The organism is Ruegeria sp. YTSB088, assembly GCF_059609825.1.
This window is the reverse complement of record NZ_JBXWMM010000003.1, coordinates 274,874-293,590: the sequence shown is the minus strand read 5'-3', so window position 1 is coordinate 293,590 and position 18,717 is coordinate 274,874. Positions and strand designations below refer to the sequence as shown.

Sequence of the window (18,717 nt, the reverse complement as noted above, 5' to 3'; positions counted from 1 at the left end):
CGGCGCTCATATAGACGTTTGCGGGGGGCAGGATCAAGAGAGTGGCTTGCGACGGCTTCACTGGCTTGTATGGTGACGGCATGACGACAGATCAGATCATTCTTTTTGCGCTTTTCATCACGGTCTTCGGAATGCTGCTTTGGGGTCGGTTTCGATACGACCTCGTGGCCTTTGCCGCGCTGATGATCGGCGTCGTGCTGGGCGTCGTGCCGGTGGATGATGCCTTTGCCGGGTTCGGCCATCCCGCCACCATCATCGTGGCGTTGGTGTTGGTGGTCTCTGCTGGTCTGGTGAGGTCAGGAGCCGTTTTCCTGATTACCCGCACTTTGGTTGATGCCTCGCGTGGCCTCGGCGCGCATATTGCGCTGATGGGCGGGATCGGCGCGGTTTTGTCGGCCTTCATGAACAACGTGGCCGCATTGGCGCTGCTGATGCCCGTGGACATTCAGACCGCACGCAAAGCAGGCCGGTCTGTGGGTTTGACCCTGATGCCGCTGAGCTTTGCGACCATTCTTGGGGGGATGGCCACGCTGATCGGGACCCCCCCGAACATCATCATCGCATCGATCCGACAGGAAACACTGGGCGAACCGTTCCACATGTTCGATTTCGCCCCTGTCGGTGGGCTGGCCGCGATCGCCGGCCTTGCCTTTGTCGCTCTGGTAGGATGGCGCCTGATCCCCAATCGCGGGCCGCAAGCCGAGACATCTGAGGCACTGGCCGAATACATCGCCGAGCTGACCGTTCCACTAGAATCTGCTCATATCGGTAAACGGGTCAGCGAGCTTTATGAAGTTGCCGAGAAATCAGACGTGGCGATCATCGGCCTTATCCGCGATGGCAAACGTCGCTATGGCAGGTCGGCGCACGCCACTCTCAAAGAAGGTGATGCGCTGGTATTAGAAGCCCGTCCGGAAGCGTTGGATGAGTTTCGCGCCGCCCTCAACCTCGATTTCTCGGATACCCGACGGCAGGAACTGTTGACGGCCGAGGGCGATGGATTGGAGGTAATCGAGATCGTCGTCCCGGAAAACGCCCGCATCGCCGGACGCACGGCACAAGGTGTCGGGTTGGCTTGGCGCCAAAGCACCGTCCTGATGGGCATCTCTCGACAAGGGCGTCGCATTACCGAGCAGGTCCGCAAGACCGAGGTGGAGCCGGGCGATATCCTACTTTTGCTTTGCCCCCGAGATCGTTCTGCCGATGTGACCGATTGGCTTGGCTGCCTGCCGCTTGCTGAACGTGGGCTGAGCGTAACTGCAAATGAAAAGGCATGGTTGGCTATTGGTCTGTTTGCTGCGGCTGTTTTGGCGGCAAGTGTTGGGCTGATTTACCTGCCTGTTGCATTGGGGCTGGTCGTCATTGCCTATGTATTGACCAAGATCATGCCAATCGCTGACATCTACAATCATATCGAATGGCCTGTGGTCGTCTTGTTGGGCTCAATGATCCCACTGGGCAGCGCCCTTGAAACATCCGGCGGCACCGAACTGATCGCAAACGCTCTGATCCAATTGACCGACGGCTTGCCTGCCTGGGCCATTCTGACGGTACTGATGGTTGTCACGATGACGTTGTCGGACGTGTTGAACAACACCGCCACTGCCATTGTCGCCGCGCCGGTCGGGATACAAATGGCACGTACCCTTGAGGTATCGCCCGACCCGTTTCTGATGACCGTGGCCGTTGCGGCCTCGGCTGCGTTCCTGACCCCCATCGGGCACAAGAACAACACGCTAGTTCTGGGCCCCGGCGGCTATCGATTCGGTGACTACTGGCGCATGGGATTGCCGCTAGAGATGCTGATCATCGCCGTTTCTGTTCCTGCCATTCTTGTGTTCTGGCCGCTGTGACAGGTAAAGGCTGCGCATGAAACGCTTTTTGATCCTGCAACTGCGCCCTGAAACCGATGCGTCCGACGCCGAGTACGCCTCGATCCTGAACCGGAGCGGGTTGTCGCCCGATCAGACCCATCGCGTCCGTCTGGACTGCGAAAACCTGCCCGAGGGGTTGGATGTCACGGACTACGCCGGTGTCATCGTAGGTGGCGGACCGGGATGCGTCAGTGACAACCCGGCGACCAAATCCCCGTTGGATGCCCGGATCGAGACGACAATCATGGGGTTGATGCCGCAGATCATCGCACAGGATCACCCGTTCATGGGCTGCTGCTATGGCCTTGGTATTCTGGCTGCGCATCTGGGCGGCGACGTCAGCAAGGCCCGATATGGCGAACCCGTCGGACCATCCACTTGCCATCTGACCCCGGAAGGCCAGCAGGACCCGTTGACCGCAGGGTTGGAGGCTACCTTTGACGCTTTCGTTGGTCACAAGGAAGCGGTTCAGGCTCTGCCGAAAGGGTGCGTGCACCTTGTCGCGTCAGACCCCTGCCCGTTCCAGATGATCCGCTGGGGGCAGAACGTATATGCCACGCAGTTCCATCCCGAAGCCGACGCCAGAGATTTTGAACAGCGCATCAATACCTACAAGAACCACGGCTATTTCCCGCCTGAAGACGCGCAAAAACTGATCGACCACTGCCATTCTGCCGATGTCACACAACCCGGCGAGATCCTGCGCCGGTTCGTCAGACGATACGAGTGACCCAACGGCGCGGTTGCCTGAGCCTTCCCGCCTCGCTTAGGCTGATCTGACGCAACTTTGGGAGGAGTTGTCCTTGGATCTGCTTATTAACGTCGGCCTGCCGGTTTCACTGGCCGTTATCATGCTCTCTCTGGGTATCGGACTGGAGGTCGCAGATTTCCGCCGTGTCCTGAGCCGACGTCGCGCCTTTGCCATCGGGGCGGCAAGTCAAGTTGTTCTATTGCCGGTGGCGGCCTTTGTGACGGTCAAAATTTTTGCTTTGCCGCCTGAAATCGCGGTTGGTTTCATGCTGCTCAGTTTTTGTCCTGGCGGCGTAACCAGCAATATCCTGTCAAAGCTCGCCAAGGCCGATGTCGCGCTTTCAGTCAGCCTGACCGCCGTGATCAGCCTTCTGTCGATCGTAACCGTACCAATATTGGCCGCCTGGTCGATCGCGCATTTCATGGGCGACGAAGCCCCCGACGTTTCCATCACCGGGCTGGCTGTTGCTCTGTTCCTGATCACTACGTTACCGGTGGCCATTGGTGTAGGGGTTCGCAACTTTGCAACGGGGTTTGCAAACCGTGTGGAGCCGGGGTTGTCGGCGCTCGCGACCGTTTTGTTCGTGCTGATCGTTGCCGCTGCACTGGCCGGGAACTGGCAACTGTTCATCGAAAAACTCGGCATCATGGGCGCCGGCTTGATTTCTCTGAATATCGTGTTGCTGTTCTTTGGATTAGGGCTGGCGAGGATATCAAACCTGTCCTGGAATGAGTGCAAGACGATTTCAATCGAAACCGGAATTCAAAATTCCACGCTGGGCATTACACTGGCGGCGCTGATCACGAATACCGAAAGCGGGTTCAGCCCGCTGGCCCTGCCCTCGGCGGTTTATGGTATTACGATGTACGCCGTGGTTCTGCCGTTTCTTGTCTGGTTCCGCAGGCGCTGAAAGGACCGTTATGACAAACAACACTGCTGATGCGATCGTTGTCGGTGCTGGTCTGGCCGGATTGGCCGCCGCAGCTGAACTGGGCGACCGAGGTAAAAAGGTAATCATACTCGATCAGGAACCAGAAGGCTTTCTGGGCGGTCAGGCATTCTGGAGCTTGGGTGGCCTGTTTATGGTCAACACCCCAGAACAACGCCGTATGGGTGTCCGCGACAGCCACGATCTGGCGTTGCGCGACTGGATGAGCAGCGCGCAGTTTGACCGGGAAGAAGATACCTGGCCTCGCAAATGGGCCGAAGCCTATATCGAGTTCGCAGCTGGCGAAATGCGCCCCTGGCTGCACGAGATGGGGCTGCGCTGGTTTCCGGTCGTAGGCTGGGCCGAGCGCGGCGGGTCCTACGCAAACGGGCACGGCAATTCTGTCCCGCGCTTTCACATCACGTGGGGCACCGGCCCCGGAGTGCTGGAACACTTCATCCGTCGCGTCCGCGACCATGCCAGTGCCGGGCTGATCCAGATGAAGTACCGTCATCAGGTCAGCCATATCATCATGCAGAATGGCACCGCCAAAGGCGTCTCCGGCGAGGTTCTGGCCGATGACACCGCCCAGCGCGGCGGCAAAACCAACCGCGACGAGGTCGGCGAGTTCGAGGCTTATGCGCCTTCTGTGATCGTCACCTCTGGCGGTATTGGTGGCAATTTTGAGTTGGTGCGCCAGAACTGGCCCAGGGATCGTCTAGGGGAACCGCCACAGGACATGGTGGCAGGGGTACCGTTTCACGTCGACGGTCGTATGATCGCTATCAGTGAAAAAGCAGGTGGCCATGTCATCAATGGTGACCGCATGTGGCATTACACCGAAGGCGTTCGCAACTGGGACCCGATCTGGCCCGCCCATGGCATTCGCATTCTGCCCGGCCCCAGCTCTATGTGGTTCGATGCACGCGGAAACCGGTTGCACCCCCCCTGCCTGCCCGGGTTCGATACGCTGGGGACACTGCGCGAAATCCTGAAAACCGGGTATGAATACAGTTGGTTTGTTCTGACCCAGAAGGTGATCAAGAAGGAATTCGCCCTGTCCGGGTCCGAGCAGAACCCAGACTTCACGTCAGGCAGCTGGAAAGAGGTTATTCGTCAACGAATTCTGTCCGGGTCCAAAGCGACCGCCCCGGTCGAGGCATTCAAGGAGAAAGGCGAGGATTTTGTTGTTGCCAACACGTTGACCGAGCTGGTCAACGGAATGAACCATTTGGGTGGGGGGCTGATAGACGAGGCCCATTTGCGCGCCCAGATCGAAGCGCGGGATTCTCAGGTCGACAATCCCTTCTCAAAAGACGCGCAGATGATGGCGATCCTTGCAGCCCGCAATTATCGTGGAGACAAACTGATCCGCACCGCCAAACCTCACAAGTTCCTTGATCCGTCCAACGGCCCGTTGATCGCGGTCAAGCTGCATGTTCTGACACGCAAGACGCTGGGCGGTTTGCAGACCAATCTGGACAGTCAGATGATCGGTGCCGACGGTCAAGTGGTGCCCGGCCTCTTCGCTGCCGGCGAAGTCGCCGGGTTCGGTGGCGGTGGCTATCACGGTTACAACGCGCTGGAGGGAACGTTCCTGGGTGGCTGCATCTTTTCAGGTCGCAACGCAGGGCGATCGAGGGCCGTCGCCTGACAACCCTGCCCTTTTACTTGCGTACCAGTTTGATCACCGGCTCACCCTGAGCATCCAGCAAGGCCAGCGCGTTGCCTTGCACCGCGAAGGTCGTGACTCTTTGCATCGCTTTCAGAAACTGCCGCTCGACCTCATCCAGCGGGGGTGGGCACGCCATGAGCGTTGCGGCCATATTGTCCGGGAACGCGATCCGATTGGCAGAAATCTCGGCCTGGCCACTGAACCGGTTGCAACCGCCGTTTCCTGAAAAGGCCCCGCCCTGCCCGAAAGCAAGTTCAGGACGTTTCTCTGTCTCAATAGGCGCACCATTGAGGCCCGAGGCGTACCACTCGGTGTTTTCCAGCATCGCGGCACCTTGGTGTTGCACCTGTATCATCAGCAGGTCAGCTGAATTCTCGGCCCCATGTGTCAGAACCGGATAGACAGTATCGGTGGTGAACAACAGCTTTTGCCCCTGCATGACCGAAGCGCGCACGGCATAGCTGCGCCCGTCCTGAATCAACGCATCATCATAGGTCAGTTCAAACTGCGCCGGCACACCGGTCAGGGCATATCTCTGCGCGGCAAGCGTTTCGGCCGGCGCATCCGCCAATGAGATATCCTGAAGCTCGACGAACAAGGTCGTGTCGGGCGAAAGCGCAATACGCTCTCGGTAGGTTGCAGTTCCTTCGACGGTTCCAGCAAGCGATGTGCCGCTCAAAACGGTGGCGAAAGCAACCGCAGGAAACGTGGTGCGGACGAGTGTCAGCATAGCAGTACCCTTTAAATATCAGTTCTACAAAAGATTGCTGTTCATCCGACATTTACAAGTACGCCGCGAGCAAAGCGGCAAATCTGTGCCGATATCATAACGGCCAGATCAATGGGATAAGCAGGGACGCCAACAATCCGACCGTCAGGTTCAGCGGCACGCCTACCTTCATGAAATCGGTGAACCTGTAGCCTCCGGGACCATAGACCATCATGTTTGTCTGGTACCCGATCGGTGTTGCAAACGATGCCGAGGCCGCCACCATAACCGCAACGACCAGCGGACGCGGATCTATCCCGACAGCCTGCGCCAGACCGATGGCGATCGGAGTGACGACAACCGCAACGGCGTTGTTGGAGACCAGTTCGGTCAGCACCGAGGTCAGCAGATAAATCGCCCAGATAATCAGGAATGGCGGCAAGGCACTGAGCCCCGGCGCAACAGCTTCGACGATCAGAGAAACCGCGCCAGAGCTGTCCAGCGCAGCCCCTATGCCCAGCATCGCGAAGATCAACGCCAACAGGCGACCTTCAACAAAGGAAAACGCCTCATCCGCGTCGATACAGCGGGTCAGTAGAACCACGGCGCAGGCCACAATCGACAACAACAGGATGGGCGCAATGCCCAGCGCGGCGAGGACGACAATCCCTACAAGAGCACCAATCGCGATGGGTGCATGGCTTCGACGGAATGCTCGAGCCGATGGTTGTGTGACGTCCACCATGTCCATATCAGCCGCAAGCCGCTGGATATCCGCCGGGGCACCTTCCAAAAGCAACGTATCCCCAACCCTGACCACCAAATCATCCAACTGGCGACCAATGTTCTGGTTACGGCGGTGCACCGCCAGCACGTAAACGCCATAGCGACGCCGAAGCCGCATCATTCCAAGGGTCCGCCCCACCAAACGACACCCGGGTGTGATCAACACCTCAACTGTCTTGGTTTCAACGGCAGATACCTGATCCACACGTTTGAGTTCCCTGTTGCTCTGAAGGCTCAGAAGTTCGGTCATCTCGGTGCGTAAAACCACCCGATCGCCTACTTTCAGCTCCACGCCTTTCAGATTACGCCGCAAAGACTCATCCCCCCGGATGACATCTATCAGGCGCACGCCGGGGCGTTTGAACAACTGCACACCGGTCACTTCGCGCCCGATCAGGTTGCTATCCGGCGGAATGACGGCCTCGGTAAAGAACTTCATCTTGGACCGGTCACTGAGCAGCGACGCCATGCTGTCCCGCTCGGGCAACAGTTTGGGCGCGATGAAGCGCAAATAAATCATGCCGTAGATCACCAGCGCGATCCCCAGAGGCGTGATTTCGAAAATCGTAAAGGCTTTCATCCCCTGCGCGCGAGCCACGCCATCCACCAGCAGGTTCGTGGACGTGCCGATCAACGTCAGCGTGCCGCCCAAAATGGCTGCGTAACTCAACGGAATCAGCAATTTGGATGCGGGAACATTCAGCGTGCGGGCAATTTGCACAAAGACCGGAATCATGACCACAACCACTGGCGTATTCGACACCACCGCCGAGGCCAGCACGACAAACCCCATAAGCAAAGCGATGGCAATACGCGGGTTTACCTGAGCCTGCTTCTGTGCGGTCGAAGTGAACGAGTCCAAGGCTCCGGTCCGCACCAAGGCCCCCATGATGATGAACATCGCGGCAATCGTCCAGGGTGCCGGGTTGGACAGAACCGCAAGCGCGCTTTGATAGGGTAGGATGCCAGTTACAAGCATCAGAGAGACACCGCCAAGGGCTACGACTTCGGTCGGATAAACTTCGCGCAGGAACATGATGAACATGCCCGCAACGATGAGCAGCGCCAGAACTGCGCTTCCTGTGTCTGTCAGTGAAAGGAAATTCATTCGTGGTATTCTGTCCGAACCCCGGCCCAAGCGCCTGATGACATGCAGTTTCACGCATTGCGCCCGACAGAGCAAGCCTAACGATGACTATTCGGGCCCGGCTTGTTCCAGACGCCCTCCGACCCGCACCATAAGCACGGATTTGGCCTGTCCGTCACGGTCGTCGGTTTCCACGAACACGCCGCTCAGAGTGGCTTCACCGGTTGCGGGGGTAAAGCGTGCCTTGGGCATACCGGTGATGAACCGGCGCATAGGCTCCTGCTTGTCCATCCCGATGACCGAGTCGTAGTCTCCGCACATGCCCGCATCCGTCAGATACCCGGTGCCACCCGGCAAAATCTGGGAATCCGCCGTTGGCACATGGGTGTGCGTCCCCACCACAAGGCTTGCGCGCTTGTCACAATAATGGCCCATCGCCATCTTTTCGGACGTGGCCTCGCAATGCATATCCACGATGATGGCCTGCGCCTGCCCGCCTCTCGGATGAGACTTCAGAATCGGCTCAATGGCTGAGAACGGGTCGTCAAACGGCCGTTTCATAAAGACCTGACCCAGCACCTGCACCACCAGAACCTTGCGCCCACCCGGCGCCGTGAACAGCCGATGACCCCGTCCCGGCGCGCCTTTGGCAAAGTTCACGGGCCGTACGATTCGCTGTTCTTTCTCGATAAATTGCAGCATGTCTTTCTGATCGAAGGCATGATCGCCCAGCGTCAGGCAATCTGCCCCGGCATCAAGCAACAGCCTGGCGTGATCCCCGCTCAACCCCATGCCGTTGGACGCGTTTTCACCGTTGACCACAACAAAATCCAGCCGCCATTCGTCGCGCAGACGCGGCAAGTGCTGCTGAACGGCAGCGCGCCCCGCGCGCCCCATGACATCACCAAGAAACAAAATCCTCATGATCCGGGTCGTAGGGGCTGCGCAGGGCAATAACAAGGCGGAAGCATGAAATTTCCGGCAGACTTCGGGGTTGAAATCAAATTCTGCCGCGGCAATGTTTCGAGACATCTCTTGAATACGGAAGGAATTCTTCGTGAAGTCTTCAATTGTTCTGACAGGCTGCTTTCTGGCGGCAACTGCTGCCGCGGCCGAAGGCACCAAGACGTCCATGCCCAACCCCGCTGCGACCTTTTGCATTGAAAACGACGGGACCTACCAACTTCGAAAAAACGAAGACGGCAGCGTCTACGGCATCTGCATCCTGAAAGACGGCACCGAGGTGGATGCCTGGGACTACTTGCGCAGCCATTTCGAGAAGTAGCAGCTAGAAGGTCAGCACGCGGCTTTCCGTGACAACCATATCCAGCGGTTGGTCGGCCAGCTCGAGCGGTAGGTCCGCAGCCTCTTGCGCATCAAAAGCAAAGCCGATGGCAAGCGTCGGGCGTTTGGCGCGCAGACCTTCCAGTGTCCGGTCGTAAAACCCGCCGCCATAACCCAGGCGGCCACCATTTGCATCGAAGGCGACCAGCGGCACGATCAGAATTTCGGGGCCGAAATAGTCATCCACCTGGGGCACTTTTGCACCAAAGGGACCATCCCTGAGCGCGCCTTCTGGTGTCCAGCGAGAGAATTTCAGCGGTAGACCGGCTGCCTGAATGACAGGCACACCCACCGGGCCATAGGCCGACGCCTCGGCCATGGCGGGGACCGGGTCGATCTCGGTCCGGATCGGCATATAACCTGACAGGGGCACACCGCGATGGCCTGCCAGAACCTCGGACAAGCGCCCGGCTGCACCCGGCAAGCGGGCATCATACGCGGCCTTGCGGCGGGCAAAGGCCGCTTTGCGCGCTGCGGCTTTGATTTCGGTCAGATCGGTCACAGTAGCACCACGCTGGCAAGCCCAAGAAAGATGAAGAACCCCATGACGTCCGTCGTGGTTGTCACAAAGGTCCCCGATGCAAGCGCCGGGTCGATGCCCAAGCGGTCAAGCACGACCGGTACTACCGTACCTGCAAACCCTGCGATGATCATGTTCACGACCAAGGCCGACCCGATCACGACACCCAGCCAAGGAGAATCGAACCACAGCATCCCCACGGTCCCCAGCACGATGGCAAAGCAGAGCCCGTTCAGCATGCCCACCAGCAGTTCCCGGCGAATAACGCGCATCACGTTTGCATTGGTCAGGTCGCGCGTCGCCAACGCGCGCACCGCAACGGTGAGGGATTGTGTTCCCGCATTTCCGCCCATCGACGCGACAATCGGCATCAGGATGGCCAGCGCGACCAGTTGATCAATCGCCGCTTCGAATTGCGAAATCACCAACGAGGCACAAATAGACGTGCACAGGTTCACCGCCAGCCACGGCAACCGCCGCCGGCTGGTCGCCGCCACGCTGTCGGACAGTGAGCTTTCGTCGCTCACACCAGCAAGGCGCAGGATGTCTTCTTCGTGCTCTTCGTCCAGAACCACCATCGCATCGTCGATTGTAATGACACCGACCAGACGCCCATCGGCATCCACCACCGGGGCCGAGATCAGGTGATACTGGTTAAAGGCATAAGCCACGTCTTCCTCGTCCTGATCGACGGGGATACTGTGGAATTCCTCTTCTGCCAGATCAAGCAGCGGCACCTCGCGCCGTGTCGCCATCAGCTTGCCCAACGTCACCTGCGCCACCGGCTTCAGGCGCGGATCGACCAGAACAATATGATAGAACTGTTCCGGCAGATCGTCATTGGCGCGCATGAAATCAATTGCTTGTCCAACGGTCCAATGCTCAGGCGCCATGACGACTTCGCGCTGCATGAGACGACCGGCAGAATTCTCGGGGTAGGACAGCGCCTGTTCGGCGGCGATCCTCTCGGAATCCTCCAACGCGTCCAGAATGGTTTCCTGCTGCGGCTCTTCAAGGTCTTCCAGCAGGTCAACGACATCGTCGCTTTCCATCTCGCGCACGGCTTCTGCTAGAACGTCCGGCTTCAGAACGGAGATCACCTCTTCACGAACCGATTCATCCAGTTCAGACAGGATATCGCCGTCAAATTCTTTGTCGTACAGGCGGATCAGGCGGGAACGGTCAAACGGGTTGATCTGCTCAAGAAGGTCAGCAATATCGGCCGAATGCAGCGGCTCCATCAACTCGATCAGCTTATCGCGGTCGTCAATATCCACTGCATAAAGGATCGCGGCCACAGCCTTGGGATCGAGCGCATAGACGTCCTCATCCCGGGGCTGATCGTGTCCGGCTTCGTCACTGCCTGTCGTCATGCTCTGCCCCTTTTTTTCGATTTGCCCTTAAATAGAAGAAGCAGCTACCAGAAAACAATGACAATGCGCCGATTTACCCACTTCTTTCGTCCGCCTATGCTAGTGCGCGGTTCCAAACAGGTGGAGAACAGGGAAAATGGCGCAAAAGACGCTTTTGAAAGGGCGTGTTCTGAGTTTCACAGGCTCACCCTTTGATGGAGAGCCGACCGAGGCGACCCGGCTGGACGAAGCGGTCGTGGTCGAACACGGGCGAATTGCAGAGGTCGGCACCGTCGATACACTGAAAAAAGCCCACCCTGACGCAGTCACGAAGGATCACGGAACGCGCTTGATCATGGCTGGGTTCGTCGACCCGCATGTGCATTATCCACAGACGGCGATGATCGCCAGCTGGGGCAAACGGCTGATCGACTGGCTGAACACCTACACCTTCCCGGAAGAGATGAAGTTCGGCGATTTCGACTATGCGACCGAGATAGCCAACCGGTATCTGGACTTGACGACCGCCCACGGCACCACGACCATGTGCAGTTTTTGCACGATTCACCCTGAAAGCGTGGATGCCTTTTTCACCACGGCGCAAAATCGTGGGCAGCGTGTGGTCGCCGGCAAGACCTGCATGGACCGTAACGCGCCCGAAGGTCTGCGCGACACCGCGCAGACGGCTTATGACCAATCCGCCGCACTGCTTGAGAAATGGCACCGTGTCGGTCGCCTGTCCTATGCGATCACACCACGCTTTTCACCAACCTCGACTCCTGAGCAGCTTGAGGCCATGGGCGCGCTTTGGGCCGAGCATCCGCATTGTCTCATGCAAACCCATCTGAGCGAGCAAACGGATGAAATCGAATGGGTCCGGTCCCTGTTCCCTGATGCAAGGGATTATCTGGACACCTACGAGAAATTTGGCCTGTTGGGCCAGAACGGCCTGTATGGCCATGTCATCCATCTGGAAGACCGGGAACGGGATCGGCTGCGCGAGGTCGATGCCTCTTTGATTCATTGCCCCACGTCGAACACGTTCATCGGATCGGGATTGTTTGACATGAACGGGCTGATCCATGATGGCCACCGGATCGGTCTGGCCACGGATACCGGCGGCGGGTCCAGCTTTTCGATGCTGCGCACCATGGCCGCCGCCTATGAGATTGGCCAATTGCGCGGCCGCCCTCTGCACCCGGCGCAATTGCTGTGGTTGGGCACGGTCGGATCGGCCCGGAGCCTGCGTATGGGCGACTGCATCGGAAACATCGCCCCTGGGATGGAGGCGGATCTGGTCGTGATCGACCTCGCCTCGACCCCCGCCATCGCCCAACGCGAGGCCCACGCGGAAGATGTTTGGGAAGCGATCTTTCCGACGATCATGATGGGCGACGATCGGGCCGTGGCAGAGGTCTGGATCGGCGGGCGGCAGGCGGCTTAAGCCTGCAACGCCCGGGCAAGCATGTTTTGGCGTTCGATCACGCGGGGCAGATCAATGGTTGTTATGTATCCATCACGTACGATCTGGCGGCCTTCGACGAACAGATGTTTCACAGTCATCGGCCCCGCCAGAAGCAGGGCCGCCGGATCCCAACTGCCCGCGCTTTCGATGCCGCGGGTATCCCACACCGCAATATCGGCACGTTTTCCGGGCATCAGCCGTCCGCAATCGGGACGTCCCAACACATCCGCCCCGCCGCGCGTCGCAATCTCAAGCGCTTCGCGGGCCGACATGGCATCTGCACCATTGGCAACCCGTTGCAGCAACATGGCCTGGCGCGCCTCAAGCATGAGGTTGCCATTGTCATTGCTGGCCGATCCATCCGCGCCGAGGCCAACCTTGATACCGGCATCCCGCATTGCCCGCACCGGAGCTATACCTGATCCGAGACGACAATTTGAACAGGGGCAATGGGCCACACCTGTTTTGGTACGTGAAAACAGATCGATCTCGGCCCCGTCCAGCTTGACGCAATGGGCGTGCCAGACATCCGGGCCGGTCCAACCCAATTCCTCGGCATATTGCCCCGGGCGGCAGCCGAATTGCGCCTGCGAATAGGCGATATCCTCATCATTCTCGGCCAGATGGGTATGCAGCATCACGCCCTTGTCCCGCGCCAGCAACGCTGCATCCCGCATCAGGTCCCGGCTGACGGAAAACGGTGAACACGGAGCAAGGCCAACGCGGCACATTGAACCCTCGGATGAATCATGAAACGTATCAACAACCCGGATCATGTCGTCCAGAATGGCGGCTTCCTTTTCCACCAGACTGTCCGGTGGCAGGCCGCCGTCGCTTTCACCAATGCTCATCGCGCCACGCGTCGGATGGAACCGCATTCCCAACTCGGACGCGGCAGCGATCGTATCCCCAAGCCGCGCGCCATTGGGGTAGAGGTAAAGGTGATCGGAACTGAGCGTGCACCCCGACAGCGCCAGTTCTGCCAAACCGATCTGGGCCGAGGTGAACATTTCTTCCGGCCCAAAACGCGACCAGATCGGATAGAGCGTTTGCAGCCACCCAAACAGCAACGCATCCTGTCCGCCCGGCACCGCCCGTGTCAGAGTTTGATAGAGATGGTGGTGGGTATTTACCAGGCCGGGTGTCACCACACAGCCCGAGGCATCGTGCACCTCACCCTGTGTTTCCAGCCCCCGCCCGATCCGGGAAATCTGCCCGTCGCGGACCAGAACATCAGCCCGGGACAACTCTTGCCGGGACTCGTCCATCGTCAGGATCAGATCAGCATTCTTGAGTAGGATTTCCGTCATTTCGCGCTCCTGCATCTGCCCGTCTCATGCAAGAAGTGCGTCGACCGGTGGAAAACGGGCTCAAGAACCGGCCATCACCGGTTTAGTTGCCTTTGGCGCACTGGGCAACAGAATTCAGAACTGGCGGAGTATCTCAAGCGCTGCGGCATGAAGGTCAGCGTTTGCCGCAGCCAAGGCCCGGCCACCTTCATGAGCAGGGCCACCCTGCCAATCGGTTACAATACCGCCGGCCGCCTGAATAACGGCAATCGGCGCCTGAATATCATAAGAGTTCAAGCCCGCCTCGATCACCAAATCCGCCTGCCCGGCAGCCAGAAGCGCATAGGCGTAGCAATCCATTCCATAGCGCGTCAGTTGCACCTGCTCGGACACGGCCTGAAACCCTGCGCGGTCCTTCGGGGTTCCAACCTCGGGGAAGGTGGTAAACAGAGTTGCCTGATCCAGCGTTCTGGTCTTGCGCGTTTGCATTCTGCTTGTGCCCTGCGGACCGGTCAGGTGAGCACCGGAAGACGATCCGACAAAACGCTCTCGGATATAAGGCTGGTCGATCACACCCATGAACGGCCCATCGTGATCGCTCAGCGCTATCAGAACGCCCCAGGTTGGCGTGCCACTGATAAACCCGCGGGTCCCATCGATGGGATCCAATACCCAAGTGCGGCCACTGGTGCCCTTATGCTCGCCGAACTCTTCGCCCAGAATACCGTCATCCGGGCGTTGCCGCGCCAGAACTTCCCGCATCGCTTGTTCAGCGGCCCGATCAGCCACGGTGACCGGGTCAAACCCGTCGGCCAGTTTGTTGGCAGTTTCTAGGTTTGTTTGACGAAAAAAAGGGAGTATGGCCGCTCGCGCTGCTTCGGCCATTTCTTCGGCAATTTCGATATCGCTCGGTGTCGTCGGTTGCATGCCCTTGAGGTGCGGGCAATCCGCGACAAAGTCAAGTCAGTCAGGCAACGTCGCTGAGAACCCGCGCCAGCTCGAACAAGCGGCGACGCTGGTTTTCCGGAATCGCATAGTAAGAGCGCACCAGATCCAAAGCTTCTTTGTCACCCATCAGGTCAGCAGGGACAGATTTCTTGTCCGCATCGCTTTTCTGGGCTTCTTCCAGACCTTCGAAGAAAAAGCTGACCGGAACATCCAACGCCTCGGCGATGTCCCACAGGCGGGATGCGCTGATTCGGTTGGCACCGGTCTCATATTTCTGGATTTGCTGAAACTTGATACCAACTTGCTGTGCCAACTGCTGCTGGGTCATCCCAATCAGCCAGCGGCGATGCCGAACGCGCTTGCCCACATGGACATCGACGTGATGAGTCATTGGTATTCTCCTATACTACACAAACATCTGCACGGGATTTTGCGACGTCCGATATCGCAATTCTAGAGAGCTCCCCTTAACCGCTCCCTAATACGGACTGTACCGCCCCCCGTTTGCAGCACTGACTGTATATAATGCCGGTTTTGAGTTTTTTTTCAAGCTGGTTGAGTCGAGCACACCTTACAGGGATTTGTGGTTGTATTACCTTGAGCCTTTGCGCATCTCTTTTTCGGCCACTTGATTTCGCCCCCCCGAAACTACGGTTCTTTCCCTCGTCGAAGCAAACGGATTGACTTTTCTGACGGCACACGCGCCTATGTCGCAAACTGTTGAGGAACCGTATGCGGGCCTATTGCATTCCATCCGACGGGGCGTCTGCCCAGCTTTGTGACGTGAATAAACCTGAGCCGGGAAAAGGCCAGGTGCGGGTCGCGATAAAAGCTTGTGGCCTGAACTTCGCTGACCTGCTGATGCAGAAGGGCTCGTATCAGGACACTCCACCTGCCCCGTTCACTCTGGGAATGGAGGTCGCCGGCGTCGTGGATACAGTCGGACCCGGAGTTTCAACGCTGAGGCCGGGCGACCGGATCGCGGTCTATTCAGGTCAGGGCGGGTTGGCGGAATACGGCGTTTTCGACGCGGACCGCGCGATCCTGCTGCCGGACAGCTCCAGTTTCGAAGATGCCGCCGCCATCCAGATCGCATATGCGACAAGTCACATGGCCCTTGAACACAGGGCGCGTCTGCAACCCGGCGAAACCCTTCTGGTCACGGGTGCTGCAGGTGGCGTTGGCCTGACCGCCGTCGAAATCGGTAAACTCATGGGCGCCACAGTTATCGCCCAGGCACGAGGCAAGAACAAGCTAGCCGTTGCCCGAGCTGCCGGTGCCGATCATCTGATCGATGCTTCCGAAGACTTGCGGGAACGGGTCAAGTCTCTGGGCGGCGCGGATGTCGTCTATGACGTCATCGGCGGAGATGTGTTCAAGGCCGCTTTCCGCGCCACCAACCCCGAGGGACGCTTGCTGCCCATCGGATTTGCCGGGGGTGACGTTCCGCAGATCCCCGCCAATCATCTGCTGGTCAAAAACCTGAGTGTGATCGGGGTTTATATCGGAGGATATCTGAAGTTCCGCCCCGAAGCTGTGCGCAACAGCTTTCAAACCCTGTTCAAATGGCATTCAGAGGGCCGGATAAAACCGCACATCAGTCATGTCCTGCCACTTGAAGACGTCGCACACGGAATGCAGCTGTTGAAAGAGCGCAAATCGACAGGCAAGATCGTGATCACGCCCTGATCGCGATCACCCAACCACTGCCCGCAATTGGGTACCGCCCAGCAGTCTGAAGTTCTGACGTACCAACTGGGCCAGAGCCTCGACAACCGCATCCCGGCCCGGCTCCCCACCGTATAGATTGATCATATGCGCTGGCAAATCCGGCAGAGCACCGCCCGAGTCGATCTGTTCAAGATGTGCGGCCTCGGTCCCGTCCAGCATTGCGTGTACGGCAAGATCGGCACTGACCGTGGCTTCTATTGTACGGTCGTTTTCGGTTTCTACCGACAGTTCCCACGGTATTCCGGCGGCATCCAGTGCTGAAATGACCTGCGGTCTGAACAGACAGCGCCGTCCAAGTGCCAGAGGCAACGGACGTTTGCGCCATGCAGATCCGCCCGGCGCACCAATCCAGCGCAACGGCAACTCTGCTATGGTCTCCGCGCCATCGGCCGAAGACGGTTCGGTCGTCAGGATCACATCACATTCGCCCCGCTTGTACATGTCTTTCAATTGCAGTGAATAGGACGACACCAACTGCACCCTGACGCGGGGAAAATCGGCGTTGAACCGCTGTAGGACCCGAGGGATCGCGGGGTAGACGATGTCATGGGGAACGCCCAGAACCACCTCACCCTCAAAAGCCTGGTCGGTGAGTTTCGAGATAACTTCGTCATTCAAAGCGATCATACGGCGCGCGTAAGCCAACAGCTGCTCACCGGATGCGGTCAGGGCAATTGTTCTGCCGCTTCGGTCCAGCAACTCCAGGCCCAACAGCTCCTCCAGCCGTTTCAGTTGCATGGAAACCGCAGATTGCGTCAGGTGCAGAAATCCGGCAGCGCGGGTAACGCCGCCTTGATCCGAAACCGCCACAAAGGAGCGCAGGGTGGTAATGTCCAAGTTTCGCATCTTCACGATTCCTTATGTGTTCCATCAAAAATATTCGTTTTAAAAATATGTCATACTCACCCATATCAATCAAGGAAATTGATGATAACCGGCGAAACCATCGAGAATGCAGAAAGGACAAGTTATGACCCAACTCGCGATCCATCATCCTTGCAAACCAGCCAAACGTTCTTTGGTGACCCTGATCTCTCAAGCCTTCGAGCTGACCAGACAGCGGCGGAAGCTGGCACAGCTGGACGACGCCGTGCTGGAAGATGTCGGCGTGACCCGGGAAGAAGCATCTGCAGAAGCAAATCGCTTTTTCTGGGATGCCCCCCAATTCTGGAAAAGGTAACCGTGAAACTCATATTTTAATGGCGATAGGAGGCCTTGAGTCGCCTGTCGCCATTTTTGTTGCGTGTTTTGGTCGGTTTTCGCCCGGAATCTCTTGAAACACAGCCCCTTGTTGCCGATATTCAGATGGAAAACCGACCCGCACAGACGGGGCGATGTAACTTGACGACTAGGGAGACCCTTTGATGGCACAATTCGATACGATCCGGACGGCATCCGGCGCGCGCGCCGCCGAGATTGATCAGGGCCTGCGCGCCCACATGAACAAAGTCTACGGCACGATGTCCGTCGGCATGCTGATCACTGCGCTGGCGGCATGGGCTATTGCGGGTCTGGCTGTCACCAGCGATCCAAGCAACGCGGTCGCACAGATCGGCGCAGATCGCTATCTGACCAGCCTGGGCGGCACGCTGTTCCTGTCGCCGTTGAAATGGGTGGTCATGTTCGCGCCGCTGGCCTTTATCCTCTTTGGCTGGGGTGCCCTGATGCGCCGCGGCTCGGCGGCGACAGTTCAGCTTGGCTTCTTCGTCTTTGCCGCCGTGATGGGCATCTCGATGAGTTCGATCTTTCTGGTCTTCACACCCTACTCGATTACCCAGACCTTCCTGGTGACGTCGATCGCCTTTGCTGGCCTCAGCCTTTATGGCTACACCACAAAGCGGAACCTCAGCGGAATGGGCACCTTCCTGATGATGGGTGTGATCGGTCTGCTGGTTGCGATGATCATCAACCTGTTCCTGCAATCCGGTGTGATGATGCTGGCCATTTCGGCCATCGGCATCCTGATCTTTGCCGGTCTGACCGCGTTCTACACACAGGACATCAAGAACACGTACGTCGCCCATGCTGCGCATGGCGACCAGGAATGGCTGGACAAAGCGGCCTTTGACGGCGCGCTGAGCCTGTACATCTCGTTCCTGAACATGTTCCAGTTCCTGCTGATGTTCATGGGCCAGCAAGAATAGCCCTTGTTGACACCTGAATTGGTTTGGGGCCGGTCATTGACCGGCCCTTTTCTTTGCGCGCCGGACTTCTTTTGCCCGGAAATGAAAAGCCCCGCCTGACCAGGCGGGGCTTTC

The 18,717-nt window shown here is 58.3% G+C and carries 18 protein-coding genes; 9 read left to right on the top strand and 9 right to left on the bottom strand.

The window, feature by feature from the left end; all coding sequences use genetic code 11:
* Positions 1-80 precede the first annotated feature (80 nt).
* The 4 genes from AC2FFA_RS06915 (at position 81) to AC2FFA_RS06900 (ending at position 5,207) form a co-directional block, all read left to right on the top strand.
* A complete protein-coding gene (locus AC2FFA_RS06915) occupies positions 81-1,853 on the top strand; it encodes an SLC13 family permease (protein WP_496850732.1) in 1,773 nt (590 codons plus the stop codon).
* Between the two features lie 16 nt (positions 1,854-1,869).
* Complete coding sequence (locus tag AC2FFA_RS06910; protein ID WP_496850730.1) at positions 1,870-2,604, top strand: glutamine amidotransferase; 735 nt, start codon at positions 1,870-1,872, stop codon at positions 2,602-2,604.
* 73 nt (positions 2,605-2,677) lie between these two features.
* Entirely contained in the window at positions 2,678-3,535 is an 858-nt protein-coding gene (locus tag AC2FFA_RS06905) for a bile acid:sodium symporter family protein (RefSeq protein ID WP_496850728.1), read from the top strand.
* A gap of 10 nt (positions 3,536-3,545) precedes the next feature.
* The gene (locus AC2FFA_RS06900; RefSeq protein ID WP_496850727.1) at positions 3,546-5,207 is read left to right on the top strand and encodes an FAD-binding dehydrogenase; all 1,662 of its coding nucleotides are present in this window, start codon (positions 3,546-3,548) and stop codon (positions 5,205-5,207) included.
* A 13-nt stretch (positions 5,208-5,220) separates the two neighbouring features.
* Here the strand turns inward: AC2FFA_RS06900 and AC2FFA_RS06895 are convergent, their stop codons facing one another.
* The 3 genes from AC2FFA_RS06895 to AC2FFA_RS06885 form a co-directional block, all read right to left on the bottom strand.
* Complete coding sequence (locus tag AC2FFA_RS06895; protein ID WP_496850725.1) at positions 5,221-5,958, bottom strand: YbaY family lipoprotein; 738 nt, start codon at positions 5,956-5,958, stop codon at positions 5,221-5,223.
* A gap of 94 nt (positions 5,959-6,052) precedes the next feature.
* A complete protein-coding gene (locus AC2FFA_RS06890) occupies positions 6,053-7,831 on the bottom strand; it encodes an SLC13 family permease (RefSeq protein WP_117868254.1) in 1,779 nt (592 codons plus the stop codon).
* An 87-nt stretch (positions 7,832-7,918) separates the two neighbouring features.
* Positions 7,919-8,734 carry a TIGR00282 family metallophosphoesterase gene (locus AC2FFA_RS06885; RefSeq protein WP_496719129.1) on the bottom strand — a complete coding sequence of 272 codons (816 nt, stop codon included), beginning with the start codon at positions 8,732-8,734 and terminating at the stop codon, positions 7,919-7,921.
* Between the two features lie 133 nt (positions 8,735-8,867).
* Here AC2FFA_RS06885 and AC2FFA_RS06880 point away from each other — a divergent pair, with 133 nt between their 5' ends.
* A complete protein-coding gene (locus AC2FFA_RS06880; RefSeq protein ID WP_496850723.1) occupies positions 8,868-9,095 on the top strand; it encodes a putative hemolysin in 228 nt (75 codons plus the stop codon).
* 3 nt (positions 9,096-9,098) lie between these two features.
* Here AC2FFA_RS06880 and AC2FFA_RS06875 read toward each other — a convergent pair whose 3' ends face one another.
* Positions 9,099-9,656: a 5-formyltetrahydrofolate cyclo-ligase gene (locus AC2FFA_RS06875; protein ID WP_496850721.1), complete on the bottom strand. Its 558-nt coding sequence runs from the start codon at positions 9,654-9,656 to the stop codon at positions 9,099-9,101.
* Positions 9,653-11,047: a magnesium transporter gene (gene mgtE, locus AC2FFA_RS06870; RefSeq protein ID WP_117868252.1), complete on the bottom strand. Its 1,395-nt coding sequence runs from the start codon at positions 11,045-11,047 to the stop codon at positions 9,653-9,655. The genes AC2FFA_RS06875 and mgtE overlap by 4 nt, the downstream gene beginning before the upstream one ends.
* 136 nt (positions 11,048-11,183) lie before the next feature.
* On the opposite strand from mgtE, the gene guaD reads away from it, so the two are divergent.
* Positions 11,184-12,470, top strand: coding sequence for a guanine deaminase (guaD, locus tag AC2FFA_RS06865; protein WP_117868251.1), 1,287 nt, complete (start codon positions 11,184-11,186; stop codon positions 12,468-12,470).
* On the opposite strand, the gene AC2FFA_RS06860 is transcribed toward guaD, so the two are convergent.
* The 3 genes from AC2FFA_RS06860 to AC2FFA_RS06850 form a co-directional block, all read right to left on the bottom strand.
* Positions 12,467-13,801: an 8-oxoguanine deaminase gene (locus AC2FFA_RS06860; protein ID WP_496850718.1), complete on the bottom strand. Its 1,335-nt coding sequence runs from the start codon at positions 13,799-13,801 to the stop codon at positions 12,467-12,469. The genes guaD and AC2FFA_RS06860 overlap by 4 nt on opposite strands.
* 114 nt (positions 13,802-13,915) lie before the next feature.
* A complete protein-coding gene (hisN, locus tag AC2FFA_RS06855) occupies positions 13,916-14,707 on the bottom strand; it encodes a histidinol-phosphatase (RefSeq protein ID WP_496681512.1) in 792 nt (263 codons plus the stop codon).
* Positions 14,708-14,747: 40 nt separating this feature from the next.
* Positions 14,748-15,119, bottom strand: a complete 372-nt coding sequence (locus tag AC2FFA_RS06850; RefSeq protein ID WP_170343628.1) for a helix-turn-helix domain-containing protein — start codon at positions 15,117-15,119, stop codon at positions 14,748-14,750.
* A gap of 341 nt (positions 15,120-15,460) precedes the next feature.
* On the opposite strand from AC2FFA_RS06850, the gene AC2FFA_RS06845 reads away from it, so the two are divergent.
* Positions 15,461-16,417, top strand: a complete 957-nt coding sequence (locus AC2FFA_RS06845; protein WP_496850715.1) for an NADPH:quinone oxidoreductase family protein — start codon at positions 15,461-15,463, stop codon at positions 16,415-16,417.
* Positions 16,418-16,423: 6 nt separating this feature from the next.
* On the opposite strand, the gene AC2FFA_RS06840 is transcribed toward AC2FFA_RS06845, so the two are convergent.
* A complete protein-coding gene (locus AC2FFA_RS06840; protein WP_117868247.1) occupies positions 16,424-17,305 on the bottom strand; it encodes a LysR family transcriptional regulator in 882 nt (293 codons plus the stop codon).
* 124 nt (positions 17,306-17,429) lie between these two features.
* Here AC2FFA_RS06840 and AC2FFA_RS06835 point away from each other — a divergent pair, with 124 nt between their 5' ends.
* Positions 17,430-17,639, top strand: coding sequence for a DUF1127 domain-containing protein (locus AC2FFA_RS06835; RefSeq protein WP_496850713.1), 210 nt, complete (start codon positions 17,430-17,432; stop codon positions 17,637-17,639).
* Positions 17,640-17,823: 184 nt separating this feature from the next.
* On the top strand, positions 17,824-18,603 hold the full coding sequence (locus AC2FFA_RS06830; RefSeq protein ID WP_117868245.1) for a Bax inhibitor-1/YccA family protein: 780 nt from the start codon (positions 17,824-17,826) through the stop codon (positions 18,601-18,603).
* The last annotated feature ends 114 nt before the right edge of the window (positions 18,604-18,717 follow it).